Annotated in this window: 15 protein-coding genes and 1 pseudogene; 7 read left to right on the top strand and 9 right to left on the bottom strand. The window is 70.3% G+C overall.

Annotated elements, in window-relative coordinates:
• Both ACYQ6W_RS14495 and ACYQ6W_RS14490 read left to right on the top strand, forming a co-directional pair.
• Window positions 1-80 (top strand): annotated as a pseudogene (locus ACYQ6W_RS14495) (IS5/IS1182 family transposase); the annotation flags it as partial.
• Between the two features lie 206 nt (window positions 81-286).
• Entirely contained in the window at window positions 287-484 is a 198-nt protein-coding gene (locus ACYQ6W_RS14490; protein ID WP_459676225.1) for a hypothetical protein, read from the top strand.
• Between the two features lie 20 nt (window positions 485-504).
• On the opposite strand, the gene ACYQ6W_RS14485 is transcribed toward ACYQ6W_RS14490, so the two are convergent.
• The 5 genes from ACYQ6W_RS14485 to ACYQ6W_RS14465 form a co-directional block, all read right to left on the bottom strand.
• A complete protein-coding gene (locus ACYQ6W_RS14485) occupies window positions 505-1,329 on the bottom strand; it encodes an inositol monophosphatase family protein (protein WP_459676224.1) in 825 nt (274 codons plus the stop codon).
• Complete coding sequence (hflX, locus tag ACYQ6W_RS14480) at window positions 1,326-2,621, bottom strand: GTPase HflX (protein WP_459676222.1); 1,296 nt, start codon at window positions 2,619-2,621, stop codon at window positions 1,326-1,328. Before hflX ends, ACYQ6W_RS14485 begins: the two co-directional genes overlap by 4 nt.
• The gene (gene hfq / locus ACYQ6W_RS14475) at window positions 2,618-2,899 is read right to left on the bottom strand and encodes an RNA chaperone Hfq (protein WP_459676221.1); all 282 of its coding nucleotides are present in this window, start codon (window positions 2,897-2,899) and stop codon (window positions 2,618-2,620) included. Before hfq ends, hflX begins: the two co-directional genes overlap by 4 nt.
• A gap of 118 nt (window positions 2,900-3,017) precedes the next feature.
• Window positions 3,018-3,764 (bottom strand): WecB/TagA/CpsF family glycosyltransferase, encoded by a 747-nt coding sequence (locus tag ACYQ6W_RS14470; protein WP_459676220.1) that lies wholly within the window; start codon window positions 3,762-3,764, stop codon window positions 3,018-3,020.
• The gene (locus tag ACYQ6W_RS14465; protein WP_459676219.1) at window positions 3,761-5,041 is read right to left on the bottom strand and encodes an outer membrane beta-barrel protein; all 1,281 of its coding nucleotides are present in this window, start codon (window positions 5,039-5,041) and stop codon (window positions 3,761-3,763) included. Before ACYQ6W_RS14465 ends, ACYQ6W_RS14470 begins: the two co-directional genes overlap by 4 nt.
• Before the next feature lie 71 nt (window positions 5,042-5,112).
• Between ACYQ6W_RS14465 and ACYQ6W_RS14460 the strand changes: the two genes are divergently transcribed.
• Complete coding sequence (locus ACYQ6W_RS14460) at window positions 5,113-6,114, top strand: acyltransferase family protein (RefSeq protein WP_459676218.1); 1,002 nt, start codon at window positions 5,113-5,115, stop codon at window positions 6,112-6,114.
• Between the two features lie 15 nt (window positions 6,115-6,129).
• Here ACYQ6W_RS14460 and ACYQ6W_RS14455 read toward each other — a convergent pair whose 3' ends face one another.
• Complete coding sequence (locus ACYQ6W_RS14455) at window positions 6,130-8,253, bottom strand: GumC family protein (RefSeq protein ID WP_459676216.1); 2,124 nt, start codon at window positions 8,251-8,253, stop codon at window positions 6,130-6,132.
• A 95-nt stretch (window positions 8,254-8,348) separates the two neighbouring features.
• Here ACYQ6W_RS14455 and ACYQ6W_RS14450 point away from each other — a divergent pair, with 95 nt between their 5' ends.
• The gene (locus ACYQ6W_RS14450) at window positions 8,349-8,909 is read left to right on the top strand and encodes a polysaccharide biosynthesis/export family protein (protein WP_459676215.1); all 561 of its coding nucleotides are present in this window, start codon (window positions 8,349-8,351) and stop codon (window positions 8,907-8,909) included.
• Window positions 8,909-9,793, top strand: a complete 885-nt coding sequence (locus ACYQ6W_RS14445; RefSeq protein WP_459676214.1) for a penicillin-insensitive murein endopeptidase — start codon at window positions 8,909-8,911, stop codon at window positions 9,791-9,793. The genes ACYQ6W_RS14450 and ACYQ6W_RS14445 overlap by 1 nt, the downstream gene beginning before the upstream one ends.
• A gap of 140 nt (window positions 9,794-9,933) precedes the next feature.
• Here the strand turns inward: ACYQ6W_RS14445 and ACYQ6W_RS14440 are convergent, their stop codons facing one another.
• Both ACYQ6W_RS14440 and ACYQ6W_RS14435 read right to left on the bottom strand, forming a co-directional pair.
• Window positions 9,934-10,944 (bottom strand): zinc-dependent alcohol dehydrogenase family protein, encoded by a 1,011-nt coding sequence (locus ACYQ6W_RS14440; RefSeq protein WP_459676211.1) that lies wholly within the window; start codon window positions 10,942-10,944, stop codon window positions 9,934-9,936.
• Window positions 10,945-11,026: 82 nt separating this feature from the next.
• Complete coding sequence (locus ACYQ6W_RS14435) at window positions 11,027-11,926, bottom strand: LysR family transcriptional regulator ArgP (RefSeq protein ID WP_459676209.1); 900 nt, start codon at window positions 11,924-11,926, stop codon at window positions 11,027-11,029.
• A 101-nt stretch (window positions 11,927-12,027) separates the two neighbouring features.
• On the opposite strand from ACYQ6W_RS14435, the gene ACYQ6W_RS14430 reads away from it, so the two are divergent.
• Entirely contained in the window at window positions 12,028-12,639 is a 612-nt protein-coding gene (locus tag ACYQ6W_RS14430; RefSeq protein ID WP_459676208.1) for a LysE/ArgO family amino acid transporter, read from the top strand.
• 8 nt (window positions 12,640-12,647) lie between these two features.
• Here ACYQ6W_RS14430 and ACYQ6W_RS14425 read toward each other — a convergent pair whose 3' ends face one another.
• Window positions 12,648-13,439, bottom strand: a complete 792-nt coding sequence (locus ACYQ6W_RS14425; protein WP_459676206.1) for a helix-turn-helix transcriptional regulator — start codon at window positions 13,437-13,439, stop codon at window positions 12,648-12,650.
• A gap of 69 nt (window positions 13,440-13,508) precedes the next feature.
• Here ACYQ6W_RS14425 and ACYQ6W_RS14420 point away from each other — a divergent pair, with 69 nt between their 5' ends.
• Entirely contained in the window at window positions 13,509-14,261 is a 753-nt protein-coding gene (locus tag ACYQ6W_RS14420) for a sulfite exporter TauE/SafE family protein (RefSeq protein WP_459676205.1), read from the top strand.
• The last annotated feature ends 12 nt before the right edge of the window (window positions 14,262-14,273 follow it).

Here is a 14,273-nt window from a genome sequence, read left to right as displayed (position 1 = left end):
TCGCCACACGCTACGACCGGCTCGCCACAAACTTCCACGCCGCTGTCTGCATCGCGGCGGTCGTCAGCTACTGGTTATGAGTCCCAACCCTAAGTTAACATCCAGTTGTTGAATAGTAAAACAACGGACCACTGCTTTAGATTTAATAACGACAACTGGTGACGAAGCAGAGTTTCATCTTCAGGTTCGATTTCCGCAAAAGCCGCTCCTCACGATACGTCGCGATGCGTCCGCGCCCGAGATCTGGCCCTGGGTTCCGGCTCTGCGTCATCAATGCGAGCTCACGATGTTTCGTCTCCTGTCCTATCGCCTTGATGACCACATCATCTCCGTCTCCGGCTCCCTCGGTCGGTTGATCCTACAAGTTTCCGCGCCGATGCAGCCCGGCCGCACCGATTGGTCCGTAGAGCAATGGGCCGACGCGCTGCTCTATGAGCTGAGCGTCCTCCTCAAAGGTCTGGAAGATACGGAAGGCGGAAGCTGAGCGCGCGCGGCCGTGCTGGGTCACCCCACCAGGCCGCGCACCACCTCCCAGCTCTCCCGGTCGGGCGCGAGGATGAGGCCGCCGTCGGTCTCGGTCGGCGTATAGGGCGTGCCGTCCATCCGCGCGGCATAGCCGCCGGCCTCGCGATGGATGAGCCAGCCCGGCGCATGGTCCCAGGGCATCATGCGGGCGAAAAGCCCGACATGGGCGAAGCCCTGCGCCAGCAGCCGGTATTCATGGGCCGCGTTGCGATAGTCCCAACTCGTCGCGAAGCGCGGAAGCTGGGAAAGCAGGCGCGAGCGTCCGGGCTCGGCCATGTAGCGCCAGTTGATGGCGCCAGTCATCCGCTCCAGCGGCGCAGGCTCGGCGACGCGCAGCGCGAAGCGCCGGCCAGAGGGTTCCTCCATCCAGGCGCCGCCATCGCGCAGCGCCAGCGCCGCATCATCCCCGATCGGGTCATGGATGACGCTGGCGACGACCGTTCCACGCACGATCGCCGCTGCCATCACGCCGAAGAGCGGCAGGCCCGCGGCGAAATTCGCCGTCCCGTCGATCGGGTCCACCACGAAGGAGAGATCGGCATCCCCGATTCGGCGGAGAAGCGTGGGATCGGCGGCCGTCGCCTCCTCCCCCACGATGAGGGCCCCAGGAAAGAGGCTCAGCAGCCCCGCGGTGATGGCGCGTTCGGCCGCCTCATCCGCATCCGTCACCAGATCGAGTGGGCCGGATTTCGTGCGCACCCCGCAGGTGTCGAATTGGCGGAAGCGCGGCAGGATCTCCTGCCGCCCGGCCTCCCGCATCACCCCCCAAACGGCCCGCAGCTCGGCCTCGGTCAGTCCCGTCATACCATCGCCTCGAATCGCGCCCGATCCTCGGGCAGCATACGCACGGTCACGCGGATCGCCTCCTCCTGGTCCTCGCGGGAGAGCACCTCGCCATGGCGATACAGCCAGGCGAGCCGCGCGCCGTCGGAGGGCGCGATGTCGAAGGAGGCGACTTCCTTGGCACTCGCCAGCCGCTCGTCGATCGCCGCCCGCAGGGCGTCCAGCCCCTCCCCGCTCAAAGCAGAGATGGGGACGGCGGTGCCGCCTTCCACCTGCCCCGGCACCGCCGCGGTGCCGCCCAGCAGATCCGCCTTGTTCAACACGTCGATGGTGCGCTTCGGCCAATCGGCGTCCAGCGCACCGTCCCGCACCATGGCGTTGAGCACGCCGAGCACGTCCGCCTTCTGGGCGGCCGTGTCGGGGTGCGCGATGTCCCGCACATGCAGGATGACGTCGGCCTCCGCCACCTCTTCCAGCGTCGCGCGGAAGGCGGCGACGAGTTCCGTCGGCAGCTCGCTGATGAAGCCCACCGTATCGGACAGGATCGCGGGCCGGCCGGAGGGCAGCGCGATATGCCGCATCGTCGGGTCCAGCGTCGCGAAGAGCTGGTCCTGCGCATGCACCGTCGCACCAGTCAGCGCGTTGAAGAGCGTGGACTTGCCGGCATTGGTGTAGCCGACGAGGGCGATGATCGGGTACGGCGTGCGCTTGCGCGCCTCCCGATGCAGGCTGCGCGTGCGCCGCACCTCCTCGATCTCGCGCTTGAGGCGCGCCATGCGGACCGCGATCATGCGCCGGTCCGCCTCGATCTGCGTCTCACCCGGGCCGCCGAGGAAGCCGAAGCCGCCGCGCTGCCGCTCCAAGTGGGTCCAGGACCGCACCAGGCGGGAGCGCTGGTAGTCGAGATGGGCGAGTTCCACCTGCAGCGCGCCTTCCTTGGTGCGCGCGCGCTCGCCGAAAATGTCGAGGATGAGGCCGGTGCGGTCGATGACCTTGCAGCCCCATTCCTTTTCCAGATTGCGCTGCTGCACCGGGGTCAGCGCCGTGTCCATGACCACGAGGCCGACCTCGTGAGCCTTCAGATCCGCCCGCACCATCTCGACCTGGCCCTCGCCCAGCAGGGCGGACGGACGGCGGCGACGCAGCGGCAGGATGGCCGAATGCACGATCACGAGGCCGATGGACGCCGCGAGGCCCATCGCCTCGGCAAGCCTGGCCTCGGCGGAACGGCGGCTGTCGGAGACCTCCTCCCGTTCCCAAGGCAGGATGACGGCTGCGCGCGTCGGCGCGCCGCCCATCTCCTTCTCGGTCATGCCGTCGTGACCGTCAGGACCTCCCGCGTGGGGGCACCCTCGGCCTTGGCAGCGTCGAAGAGCTGGATCGGCGCGCCCGGCATCACGGTGCTGATCGCATGCTTATAGACGAGCTGGGTATGTCCATCCCGACGCAGGAGGACGGAGAAGTTGTCGAACCAGGTGATGATCCCCTGGAGCTTGACCCCGTTCACCAGAAACACCGTCACCGGCGTCTTGTTCTTTCGCACATGGTTCAGGAACACGTCCTGAACGTTCTGCGCCTTCTCAGTGGCCACCGAACTATCCTTTTTGTTGTTGCGTTAACCGCATCAGTCGTCACGCTTTCGGGCGTGGCAGCGTGGTGATGCAAAACTTGTACTACACGGCCGCCCCAGCGGGCCAGCGGATGCCCGGCTACCCACGCTTTTGCGTCCTCTCGGCGAGCAGAAAGCGCAGAATGGCGAGGTCTTCAACCAGGTATCGGTGCGAAAGGCGTTCCGGTTCCATCACAAGACGGAATGCCCATTCCAGGCCCGCCTGCCGCAGCCAGGGCGGCGCCCGCCGCGTAATGCCTGTCCAGAAGGCAAGGCCGGCGCCGATGCAAAGCCCGGTGCCGGTGGCGCCTCCGGCCGAGATCGTAGCCAGGGCGAGGCTTTCCTGCAGCGGTGACCCGAGAGCGAAGAGGGTGAAGCGGGCGGGATGCGCCTGCGCGAAGGCGCGTGCGCGCTCGAAGGCGGCAGGGTCCTGGGCCAGGCCCATGGGCGGCAAATGGTGCGCGATGGCGACACCGGGCAGACGCTGGCGCAGAACAGCCACGCCCTCAGGGCAGAGGCCGAGGACGGTCAGCCGGTCCCCCGGCCGCATGTGGCGGTCGAGCAGCACCGCCAGAATGTCCGCCCCGGGCGCGGGCCGGGGCGGCGCCAGACCGAGCCACCGGGCCGCGTGCGCGATCGCCCGCGAATCGAGCGTGCGCCAAGCCGCCGCGTCGTAGAGCGGCCGCAGCTCCGGATGACGGGCGAGCCGCACGAAATGATCGGCGTTCGGCGTGACGAGATAGGCGAAGGGTGCCTGGGGCGGGCGCGCGGCCAGGCGGGCGGCCACCGCTTCCGGGCCTTCGTCCAGCAGGTCGAGCCCGAGGAAGCGCCGGCCGCGGCCGCTCATAGCCCGGCGCTGACGCCGATGAGCACGGCATCCTCCCCGAAATTCGGCCCGGCGCTGGCATGATGATCGCTCAAGCTCACACTCACATCGACGCGCAAGCTGCGGCTCATCAACCAGAGCAGGCCGAAGCGCCCGGTCGCGATCGTCTGGTGCGTGCCGCCCGCGTAATCCGCGCGTTCGAGATCGGCGCCGAGATGCAGGATGAGATGACGCTGCACCTCGTGATCCACGGCGATGCCGGCGACGGTCGCGACATAGGCGCCGATGCCCGCATTCGCGGCGTCTTCGATCCGCCTGTAAACCACGCCATGCCAGGTGGTGCGTTCGCTCGGCTGCCAGGTGATGGCGGCTTCCCCGAGGGGCACCACCTCGTCCTGATAGCCAAGGGCGAAGGCACGGCCACCGACGCCGAGGGCGATGCGCCAGCCCCAGAGCCCGTCCAGATCATGCTCGATGCCAACGAGCAGCGTGCCGCCCACCCAATCCCGCACCGGCTGCGTCAGCGTTCCGTTCGGGTAATGGGCACCGCCGGCGCGCAGGACAATTTCGAGTTGGTTGGGGTCGCCATCGCCGAACAGCCCGTAATCGAGGCGGAGCCCGAGCTGCCCCACCAGCCGGTCGCGATAGGATTGCGGCGCCGGTAGCCCGCCGATGGTGGTCGAGCCGAAGGTGAAACGCAGCAGATCGGCGCTCGGCTGCAGGGTAAGGCGCGAGGGCCGCGTCTCGGCGGAGAGCCGTAGGACGTCCACGGAATAGGCGAGTGGCTGGTCATAGGCCGCGGCATCCAGCGCATTGTCGTTCTGGTGCAGGGCGAGATGGGCGTAACCCGCGGTGACCTTGCAATTCGCGATGTCGGTGACGGCGCCGAGCGCCGCCGTCCAGTCGGTATAGGACTGGTCGGGTGCCTGCGCGTAGCGCTCGCTGTCCGCCGAAAGCGTGGCGCCGACCGCGCCGCCGCGGGCCGGATCGACCGAGGTATAAGTGACGGATGGTCGCGTCGCCAGGATCCAGCTCGGCTTTTGGCCGGCGAGGATGGCGCTGTCATAGGACAGGCTTTCCGACACTTCGGGATGCAGCAGGCCGGCGCCGAGCGGAATCTGGCTCCAGGCCACGTCCTGCTGGATGCGGGAGGTGACGGAGACGCCGCGCGCCGTATCGAAGCCCGGCACGTCGCGCGGATAGGCACTGTCGATGAGTTGGGCGCGCGCCGGCACGCCCGCTGCGCATCCCAGCGCGGTCAGCCAGGCGGTCGCGATGCCGCAAGCCTCTCGTCGCATGGCATCTGGCCATTTCGTTGCGATTTCGATATTACCACGTCATGAAGGAAGGCCAATGGCGGCGGCGCGATTTGGACCGTGGAAAGACGCTGGGCGTGCTCCTGGTGGTGCTCGGCCATCTCGTGGCGCGGGAGGACCCGAGCGGCGCCGGCTGGGGTGCGGCCTGGTACGAACCGCTGCGCGCCGCGCTCTACATCTTCCACATCCCCCTTCTCTTCTATCTCAGCGGCTATGCCGCCGGCTGGTCAGGCGCGGCGACGCTCGGCGGCGGCGCCTGGGCCGCGATGCTCGGCCGGCGGGCGCGGCATTGGCTGCTGCCGGCGGCGCTCTTCGGCCTCGCCGTCCTCGCCGGCAAATGCCTCGCTGCAGGATTCCTCTACGTCGATCATCCCCCGGCCTCCTTCGCCGCCGGGCTGCGCGACCTGCTGTGGAACACGGCAGATAGCCCGGCACAGTCCGTCTGGTATCTCCTGGTGCTCTACGCCTATGCGGCGGCGGTGCCCCCGCTTCTCGCCCTGCTCGGCGGCCGCCCGGCGGTGCTGCTGCTGCTCACGCTCGCGCTGATGCCGCTGCCTTTGCCGCCGCATCTCTTCGCCGACCGACTGCCGCTCTACCTGCCCTTCTACGTCGCCGGCGTGCTGGCGGAACGCCATGACGGCACGTGGTGCGCCTTCCTCGACCGTGCGCGGCCCGTGCTCCTCCCGCTCTTCGTGGTCGGATGCGGCGTGCTGGTGCTGCTCGCACTTGAGGGACTGCTCAACCACCTACCCCGCCCGCCTCTGCTGCTCGCGGCAGGGGCGCTTGCCTTGCCCGCGCTCCATGCGGCGGTGAGGCGGGTGCCCGCGGCGCTGCTGCCGGCGCTCGACCGTCTCGGCCCGCACGTATTCGCGATCTACCTGCTCAACACGATCTTCATTGGTCTTGCCAAGGCCGTTCTGATGCTGCTGCTGCCGTGGGAGGCGGGATGGTTCCCGCTCTTCGCCCCTCTTCTGCTGGCCGCCGGCGTTCTCGGCCCCGTCGCCGCGCATGCGCTGGTCATGCGCCCGGCCCCGCCCCGCCCGCTCTGGCGCTAGGCGCAGGGGGACAGGTCAAGGGCGGCGATAGGCGGCATAGGCCGCCGCCATTTCGGCCTCGGGGAAACCGCGGAGCGCGCGGGCGGAGGGGCGCAAACCAGTCAGCACGGCGGCGGTCCGCGCGGCGTGGCCTCCCAGCAGATCGCGCGCATGCAGGCCGAGCCGCCGGGGCGTGCGGCACCACCGCAGGCATAGAAGGATGCCGTCAGCGATCTCCGCGAGCATCAGCGCATCGGCCCCCGCGAGCAGCGGCGGCGCATCGATCAGCACGAGGTCGTAGCGCTGGCGCCAGCCGGCCGCCTGAACGGCGGCCGCGAGCCGCGCCGGCACCGGCGGGCCGCCCGGGCCTTCGCCCGCCGGCAGCAGATCGAGGGGGGCCAGCACGTCGCGCCGGATCAGAGCCGACCCTTGGGCGCTGCCGATGAGCAGTTCGGCGAAGCCCGCGCTCTCGGCCGCCCCCAGCAGCGCGCTGAGCCGCGGGCGCAGACGGTCGGCGTCGATCAGCAGGACGCGCTCCCCACCCCGCGCCGCACGCCGGGCGAGCGCCAGGGCCAGGGTGGACTTGCCTTCGCCCGGTCGGCTCGAGGTCACCATGACGATGCGCGGATCGCCGAGCGCCTGGCGCAGACGGCCGCGGAGCTGATCGAGCGCATTGGCCGCGGGCCCGCCATCGCGCAGCCATTCCGCCTGCAGCGCCTGGCCGCGCAGGGCGAGCTGGGGGACGGCGCCGAGGGTTTCGAGGCCGAGGCCCATGCGCAGTTCGGCCTCGGTACGAAAGCCGCGGCCGCCGGCCTCCCGCGCCCAGGCAAGGCCGGCGCCGGCGACGAGCCCGGCGAGCAGGCTTGCCGCCAAGAGAAGGGCCGTGCGCGGCGAAGACGGCCGCACCGGCGGCTCGGCGCGCGAGAGAATGCGGGCATCCGGCGTCTGGATCGCCGCCTGCTGCGCCGTCTGGTCCATGCGGGAGAGCAGCGCCTGCAGCAGGCCGCGCGTCGCCTCGGCATCCTGGCGCATGGCGGCGAGCGGCACCTCGGCCGCGGCCTCCCGCGCCGCCTCGGCCTTGAGCAGCGCGAGGTTGCGGCGCAGCGAGTCGAGCCGGCCCGCCGCCGCATCCGCATCGTCCGAGACGCCGGCGCGGACGGCGGCGAGTTCCGTGCCCGCGGCCGCGCGCAACGCCGCCATCTGCTCGCGCAGTGCCCGCACCTCGGGATGGTTGGGACCGAGACGGGCCAGCGCCGCGTCGAGCTTGGCCGAAGCCTCGGCCTCCGCCAGGCGCATCGAGATCAACCCTTCCGGCAGGCTGCCCGCCCCACCCCGCGCCACCTGCCGGCGCGCCCGCGCCGCCGCCAGATCGTTTTCCGCCCGCATGAGCTGTTCGCCGAGGGCGGAAATCTCCTCCGTGCCGATGCGGGCCTGCACGCCGGCAACGAGGCCGTTCTCCTCCTGATAGCGGGCGATCGCCGCCTCCTGCGCCGTCACCTTGGCACGCAGTTCGGCGGCACGCTTGGCCATCCAGGCGTCGGCCGCGGCCAGGGCTGCGGTCTTGGCGGTCAGCTGATCGGCGAGATAGAGCGCCATGATGCGGTTGGCGGCCTGCGCCGCGAGCGCCGGGTCCCGCGCCGTGAAGGAGACGGCGAAGACGCGGGAGGCACCCACTGGCGCGACGGCGATGGCCTTCATCACGGTTGCATCCAGCCAGCCCTGGCGCGCCCCGGGGCTCAGGCCGAGCGGCGGGGTGAAGCCGGGCGCCTGGGAAAGATCAAGCACGTCGGCCACACGGCTCGCGATGCCGAGGCTGCCGAGGATCGCGGCCTGGCTCGCCACCACCGTGTCCGTCGTCGGGTCGGTCTTCAGGATCGACTGCAGAACCTCGGGCGCGTAGCCCGCGGGGTCGTAGAGGATGGTCCCCGTCGCCGTGTAGAGGGTCGGCATGCGGGTGATGGCGAGGGCGCCTAGAGCCGGGGCCAGCAGCGCGGGCAGCAGCAACGCCCAGAGCTGCCGGGCCAGCACGCCGCAGAGCCAGTCGAGCGGCGCCCCCTGCCGGTCCGCCGCGCGCAGTGGGCGCTGCGCGAAGCCCGGCTCGCCGTCCGTCAACCCGCCCGCGCGGCCGAGCTGCAGACGCCCCTGCGCGTCATCCAGCACGAAGGACATCCCTCTTAAGAAATGATTTCGATACAGTATCATAACGGATAGCATTTATAAACTGTTCGTTGTCCCGCATTGCGCCGAGGAAATGCATGCACGCCCTGCGGCTGGCCCTGTTGCTTCTGCTGCCGCTGGCCGCCTGCGCGCCGTTGGGCAGCGACCTGCCTCCGCTGCCGCCGCCGGCGCAAAGCAGCAGCTATCGGCTGGGACCTGGCGACCGCGTGCGTGTCGCCGTCTATGGGGATAAGGAGCTGTCGGACGTCTATGCCATCGGCGATGATGGGCAGATCGCGCTGCCCCTCGCCGGCAGCCTGCGCGCCGAAGGGCGGACACCGAGCGCCCTCGCCCAGGCGATTGCCGAGCGGCTCAGCGCGCGCGGCATGATGCGCGATCCGTCGGTCGCGGTGGAGGTCGCAACCTACCGCCCGATCTTCATCCTGGGCGAGGTCGCCCGCCCCGGCCAATACCCCTATGAGCCGGACATGACGGTGATCGCCGCTGTCTCGCTGGCCGGCGGCTATACCTACCGGGCGGTGAAGGGCTATGAAGCGGTGGTGCGCACCGACGAGACGGGCACGCATAAGGGCTTGACCAGGCCCGAGGATCGCCTGGCCCCAGGCGACGTCATCACGATTTTCGACCGGGTTTTCTGATGCCTCTGCACCGCCTGCTGCCGGCCTTCGCCGCTGTCTCCTTCAGTCTTCTGCCGCTCGCCGCCCACGCCCAGGCGAGTTGGTCGACCCAGCATGGGGTGGGGCCGGCGCCGGGTCCCCTGCGCATCATCGGCGCTGGCACCGGCTGCATTGCGGGTGCGGTGCCGCTGCCGGCGGCCGGGCCTGGCTACACCACCATCCGCGCGCCGATCAGCAGCTTCTGGGGCGCGCCGGAGACGGTGCGCGGGGTGGAGACGCTGGCCGCCTGGGCGCGCGCGGACGGGCTGCCGGAACTCTATGTCGGCGATCTCTCGGGGCCGCGCGGCGGCCCGCTCGCGGGCGGCCATGTGGCGCATCAGCGTGGCGTGGACGTGGACGTCTATCTCGACACTGACCAGAAGCCGGCGCTGCCGCAGAGCGCACTCAACACGCTGGAGCCGCCGCCGATCGTGCCCTACGGCGCGAGCCGGGTGGACCCCAGCCAGTGGTCCGCCCGGACGGTGACGCTGATCTATCTCGCGACGCAGCTGCCGGGGCTGGACCGTCTGCTCGTCAATCCCGTCATCAAGCGCCAGCTATGCCAGACGGTGACGGGCGATCGCAGCTGGCTGCACAAGGTGCGGCCCTGGTGGGGGCATCGCGGCCACATGCACCTGCATTTCGCCTGCCCGCCGGGCCAGCCGGACTGTGTGAACCAAGCGCCTATTCCGGCCGGAGACGGTTGCGATGCGAGTCTTGCCTGGTGGTTCGCAGCCGACGGCAGCGTGCGGACGCCCCCGCCGTCCAAGCCGGGCGGCAAACCGCCGGCGATCCCCGCCGCCTGTGCGGCGATCCTGGCCCCAGTCGAGGCCGCCGGCCCACCGCCAGGCGCCGAGGCCGATTAGGGGGCGGTCAGCGCCTCGTCCAATCACGGGTTGATCGCCCACATTCGGGGTGACATCCCGTCATCCCCGCTTGGGTCACGGTTGCGGCGCCCCGACGGGTCGATGCCCGCCGCAAGGCCAGGCATGACGATTTTAGGGTCTTACGGACGCACGATCACCTTGATCTCACCGCGCTCGGGCGCGCCGGCGACGACATCGGGCACCTCGGCGAGGCCGATGCTGCGCGTCACCAAACGGTCGAGGTCCAGCGTGCCGCTCGCCACCAGCGCCGCTGCACGTTCGTGGGTGAAGGGGTTGAGATAGGCCGGGCGGATCGTCACTTCATTGACCAGGAGGTCGAAGGGCGTCAGCGGAACTTCGAGCCCCGCCGGCGTCACGCCGAAAAGCACGAAGGTGCCGCCGCGCCGCGTCATCGCAATGCCAGTCTGGAAGGTCTCCGGAACGCCCGCGCATTCGATGGCGACATCCACGCCGCCACCCGTCAGCGCCCGCACTTCGGCGACGGTATCGGTCGCCGTCGGGTCCAGCGCTTCCGTCGCCCCCATGGACAGCGCCATCTGCCGCCGCGCCGCCTGGCGGGTGACGAGGATAATGCGCCCGGCGCCGGCGCGCCGCGCGAGCTGCACCATCAGCAGGCCGATAACCCCGCCGCCGAGGATCGCGACGCTCCCGCCCGGCCGGATCGCGGCCTTGTCGATGGCGTGCAGGCAGCAGGCGAGCGGCTCCGAGAAGGCGCCGTGCACGGGGTCGAGTCCCGAGGGCAGAACATAGGCCTGCGCCTCCGGCACCGCCGCGTGCTCCGCGAAGCCGCCATCCCGCGTGACGCCGATCGCGGTCAGCCGCACGCAAAGATTCGGCTGCGCTCGGCGGCAGGCCGGGCAATGGCCGCAAGCGATGTTGGGATCGATCGTCACCAACTCGCCGCCCGAAAAGCGCGTCACTTCCGGCCCGACCGCTTCGACCAGGCCGCAGAATTCATGGCCGAGGGTGACGGGCCGCGCCGTCGGATATTCCCCGTGCAGCATGTGCCGGTCCGAGCCGCAGATGCCGGCGGCCAGAACCTTGACCAGGATTTCGCCGCGCCCGGGTACGGGTGCGGGCACGCCCCGCAGCGCCATGGCGCCGATCTCTTCCAGCCGTGCTGCCTGCATCGTCTCGTCTCTCCCCTCCGGCGCCCGTACCGGCGCAGGCGGGCAAAATGCCGCCTGGTCACCGGCCTGTCGATGGCGTGTCTCAGCGCACCAGGCCGCGGGCGGCGGCCCGTTCCACGGCGCGGGTGAGCGGGGCCAGCAGATCAGCGGCGAGCCGATTGACCTGCCAATAGAGCGGCACGTCCAGCGGATGGGCGGGGGCGAGGTCCACCAAGCGTCCGGCCGCGAGATGGGGCTCGGCCAGCGACAGCGGGTTCATGCACCAGCCCATACCGGCAAGGGCGCCGTCGAGAAAGGCGTGAGTGGAGGGTAGCCAATGCGTCGGGCAGAGCGGGGCCATGCCCAGCGTCTCGCGCAGCCAGCGTGTCTGCAGGGCGTCATGCCGGCTGTAGACGAGCACGGGCGCGTGGGCGAAGGCCGCCTCCGTCAGACCTTGCGCGAAATGCCGCGTGACGAAGTCGGGGCTCGCCATGGCGCCGTAGCGCAAGCGCCCGAGGGCGACGCGGCGGCAGCCGGGAATGGGCTTCTCCCGGCTGGTGACGGCAGCGACGACACGGCCATGGGCCAGCCAATCCGCCGTCTGCCCTTCGTCGTCCACGGCGACGTCGAGCAGATGGCCGGTCTCTGCAGTGAAGGCCGCTGCGGCCGCGATGAACCAGGTGGCGAGGCTGTCCGCATTGGTGGCGACGTGGAGCGTGACGCGGCCGCCCTCGGCCGCCCCGCCGCCGTGGGCCGGCAACTGGCGCAGCAGTTCCGCCTCCAGCAAGCCGACCTGCTCCAGATGCCGGCATAGCCATTCGCCCTTCTCCGTCGCGGTGCAGGGGGCGCCACGGCGGATCAGGAAGAAGCCGAGGCGGTCCTCCAGCGCCTTGACCCGCTGGGACACCGCGGAGGGCGTGACGTTGAGGAGAGCGGCCGCACGCTCGAAGCTGCCGCTTTGCACCACGGCCGCGACCGCACGGAGGGCGGCATAGTCGATCATGACTTAGTCTCGCTTAATCTGAATTAGATTCCTTAACTGGTCTTATTCTGTGCCACCGGCGATGGAGTGGGCAACAGCCTCCTGCGACGAAAGCCTGTGCCATGCTCTCCCTCCCCGTCTTCGCCACCGGCCTCGCCATGGGCCTCAGCCTCATCATCGCCATCGGCGCGCAGAACGCCTTCGTGCTGCGCCAAGGGCTGCTCGGCCGCCACGTCTGGCCGGTGACGCTGATCTGCGCCGCCTCCGATGCCGTGCTCATCGTCGTCGGCGTGCTCGCCTTCCGGCAGGTGGCGGCGGCGCTGCCCGCCTTCGCGCCGATGCTGCGCTATGGCGGTGCCGCCTTCCTGATCTGGTATGGCCTGCGCAGCCTGATTTCGGCCTTGCGCCGGCCAGGCGCGCTGGCCGCCGCCGAAGGCGCCGCCGCGTCCCTGCCCCGCACGCTGCTCACCTGCCTTGGCCTCACTTGGTTGAACCCGCACGTCTATCTCGACACGGTGGTGCTGCTGGGCAGCATTGCGGCGCAGTTCCCTGGCGCGCGCGGCAGTTTCGCGGCCGGCGCGATGACCGCCTCCCTGCTCTTCTTCCTTGCCCTCGGCCATGGCGCGGCCTGGCTGCGCCCGCTTCTCGCCCGCCCACGGGTCTGGGCGGTGGTCGAGGTGCTGATCGCGGCGACGATGTGGGTCACCGCCGCGCGTCTGCTCATGATGGGGTGAAGGGCGGCTCAGCCTTCGGCCGGCAGGAACAGCACGAGGCTGATGCCGGGCATGGCCGGCATGTCCAGCCGCTGGTGGCGGAAGGTGCAGAGACCCAGGCGCGGTGAAAGAAACCGCGTGACACCCTCGCCGATCTCGCCGACCACCTGATCCTCCCATAGCCGACGGAAGGCCGGGCTGTCGGCCGCAAGCTCCGCCGCGAGACGACGGAAGGGCGCGGGATCGATCGCTTCGGCGGCGTTGAGGCGGAAATTGGCGACCAGGGCTCGCGCGTCCGCCTCCCACCCCGGCATGCTGCGCCGGTGGTAGCCGCGGGTGAAGAGCAGCCGCAGCACATTGCGCTCGCCCTCGGGGATACGCGCGAAGTCTCCGAACGTCCGGGTATTGGCGGCGTTCCAGCCGCGCACGGTGAACAGCGCATCTCGCGCGTAGGCGGGAAGGCTGATGGCATCCAGCACCGCCTGCAGCCTGGTCGGGTCCGAAGCCCCGGCCTGCCCGGCGTGCAGCGGCGGCGGGCGATGGTGGGCGAGCGCGAAGAGATGGCGCCGCTCGACCTCCGTAAGCCCCAGTGCGCGGGCCAGATTGTCCAGCACGGCGGCTGACACGCGAATGGGCTTCGCCTGTTCGAGGGCCGTGAACCAGGTGAGGCCGACGCCCGCCGCGGCTGCCAGTTCCTCTCGTCGCAGACCGGGCGTGCGGCGCCCACGGCCACCGCGAAAGCCCAGCGCTTCGGGTGCGACGAGCCCACGACGATGGCGGATGAACCCTGCCAGCTCCCGCCGCCGCGCCTCGTCCTGCATGCCTGGCCTCATTCTGCCCGTCACTTCAGCTGATAGCATGATTTCCCGCCTGCACGCGGGCGCGCGGGAATGGAAGGAAACGGCATCACCTGGAGAGATGCCGTGCTGTCCTGGATCTGCGCCGGATGCGCCGCCGCCCTCGCGGGCTTTTCCCGCGGCTATGCGGCCTTCGGCACCGCCCTGCTCTACGTGCCGCTGATGACGCTCGCCTTCGATCTGCGCACGGCGCTCGTCACCCTGTTTCTCATCGATCTCCTGCCCGCACTGCCCCTCGTCGGGCGGGCGCTGCAGCACGGCGATGCAGGCGTGCTCCGCCCCATGGCACTCGGCGCTTTGCTCTCCAGCCCCTGCGGCCTGATCCTGCTGCTGCACATGCCGCCGCACCTTACCCAGGCCGCGATCGGCACGCTGTCGCTGGCCGCCGTCGGCGCGCTCAGCGTGCGGCCGGGATGGCGCTTCGCCGGCGGCTGGCCCCAAAGCCTTACCGCCGGCGCGGCCGCCGGGCTCGTCGGCGGCCTCTCGGGGATATTCGGGCCGCCCGCGATGATCTATCTCCTCGGCCGGCAGGATGGCGCCGTCACCACCCGGGCCAATGCGACGGTCTTCATGACGCTGGAAAGCCTGATCCTGGGCGCGGGTTACGCCGCGGCTGGCATGGTGACGTCAGGACGCCTGCTGCTCGCGCTTGGCCTCGCCCCAATCTATGGGGGCGCGCTCTGGCTCGGCGCCCATAGCTTCGCCCATACGGGCGCGCATCTCTACCGCCGGCTGATGCTGGCTCTTCTCGCGATCATGGGCCTGGTGCTGCTGGCCGGCGCCTGACTGGCCAGCGCC

It is taken from the genome of Acidisoma sp. 7E03 (genome assembly GCF_054665075.1).
Note: the sequence above shows the minus strand (reverse complement) of the source record. Positions and strands in the feature narration are given on the sequence as shown.

Excerpts from the sequence above, each read along its gene's own strand:
- ACYQ6W_RS14490 (WP_459676225.1), top strand. The coding sequence starts at position 287 with ATGTTTCGTCTCCTGTCCTATCGCCTTGATGACCACATCATCTCCGTC.
- ACYQ6W_RS14485 (WP_459676224.1), bottom strand. The coding sequence starts at position 1,329 with ATGACGGGACTGACCGAGGCCGAGCTGCGGGCCGTTTGGGGGGTGATG.
- hflX (WP_459676222.1), bottom strand. The coding sequence starts at position 2,621 with ATGACCGAGAAGGAGATGGGCGGCGCGCCGACGCGCGCAGCCGTCATC.
- ACYQ6W_RS14470 (WP_459676220.1), bottom strand. The coding sequence starts at position 3,764 with ATGAGCGGCCGCGGCCGGCGCTTCCTCGGGCTCGACCTGCTGGACGAA.
- ACYQ6W_RS14465 (WP_459676219.1), bottom strand. The coding sequence starts at position 5,041 with ATGCGACGAGAGGCTTGCGGCATCGCGACCGCCTGGCTGACCGCGCTG.
- ACYQ6W_RS14450 (WP_459676215.1), top strand. The coding sequence starts at position 8,349 with ATGCACGCCCTGCGGCTGGCCCTGTTGCTTCTGCTGCCGCTGGCCGCC.
- ACYQ6W_RS14445 (WP_459676214.1), top strand. The coding sequence starts at position 8,909 with ATGCCTCTGCACCGCCTGCTGCCGGCCTTCGCCGCTGTCTCCTTCAGT.
- ACYQ6W_RS14440 (WP_459676211.1), bottom strand. The coding sequence starts at position 10,944 with ATGCAGGCAGCACGGCTGGAAGAGATCGGCGCCATGGCGCTGCGGGGC.
- ACYQ6W_RS14435 (WP_459676209.1), bottom strand. The coding sequence starts at position 11,926 with ATGATCGACTATGCCGCCCTCCGTGCGGTCGCGGCCGTGGTGCAAAGC.
- ACYQ6W_RS14430 (WP_459676208.1), top strand. The coding sequence starts at position 12,028 with ATGCTCTCCCTCCCCGTCTTCGCCACCGGCCTCGCCATGGGCCTCAGC.
- ACYQ6W_RS14425 (WP_459676206.1), bottom strand. The coding sequence starts at position 13,439 with ATGCAGGACGAGGCGCGGCGGCGGGAGCTGGCAGGGTTCATCCGCCAT.
- ACYQ6W_RS14420 (WP_459676205.1), top strand. The coding sequence starts at position 13,509 with ATGGAAGGAAACGGCATCACCTGGAGAGATGCCGTGCTGTCCTGGATC.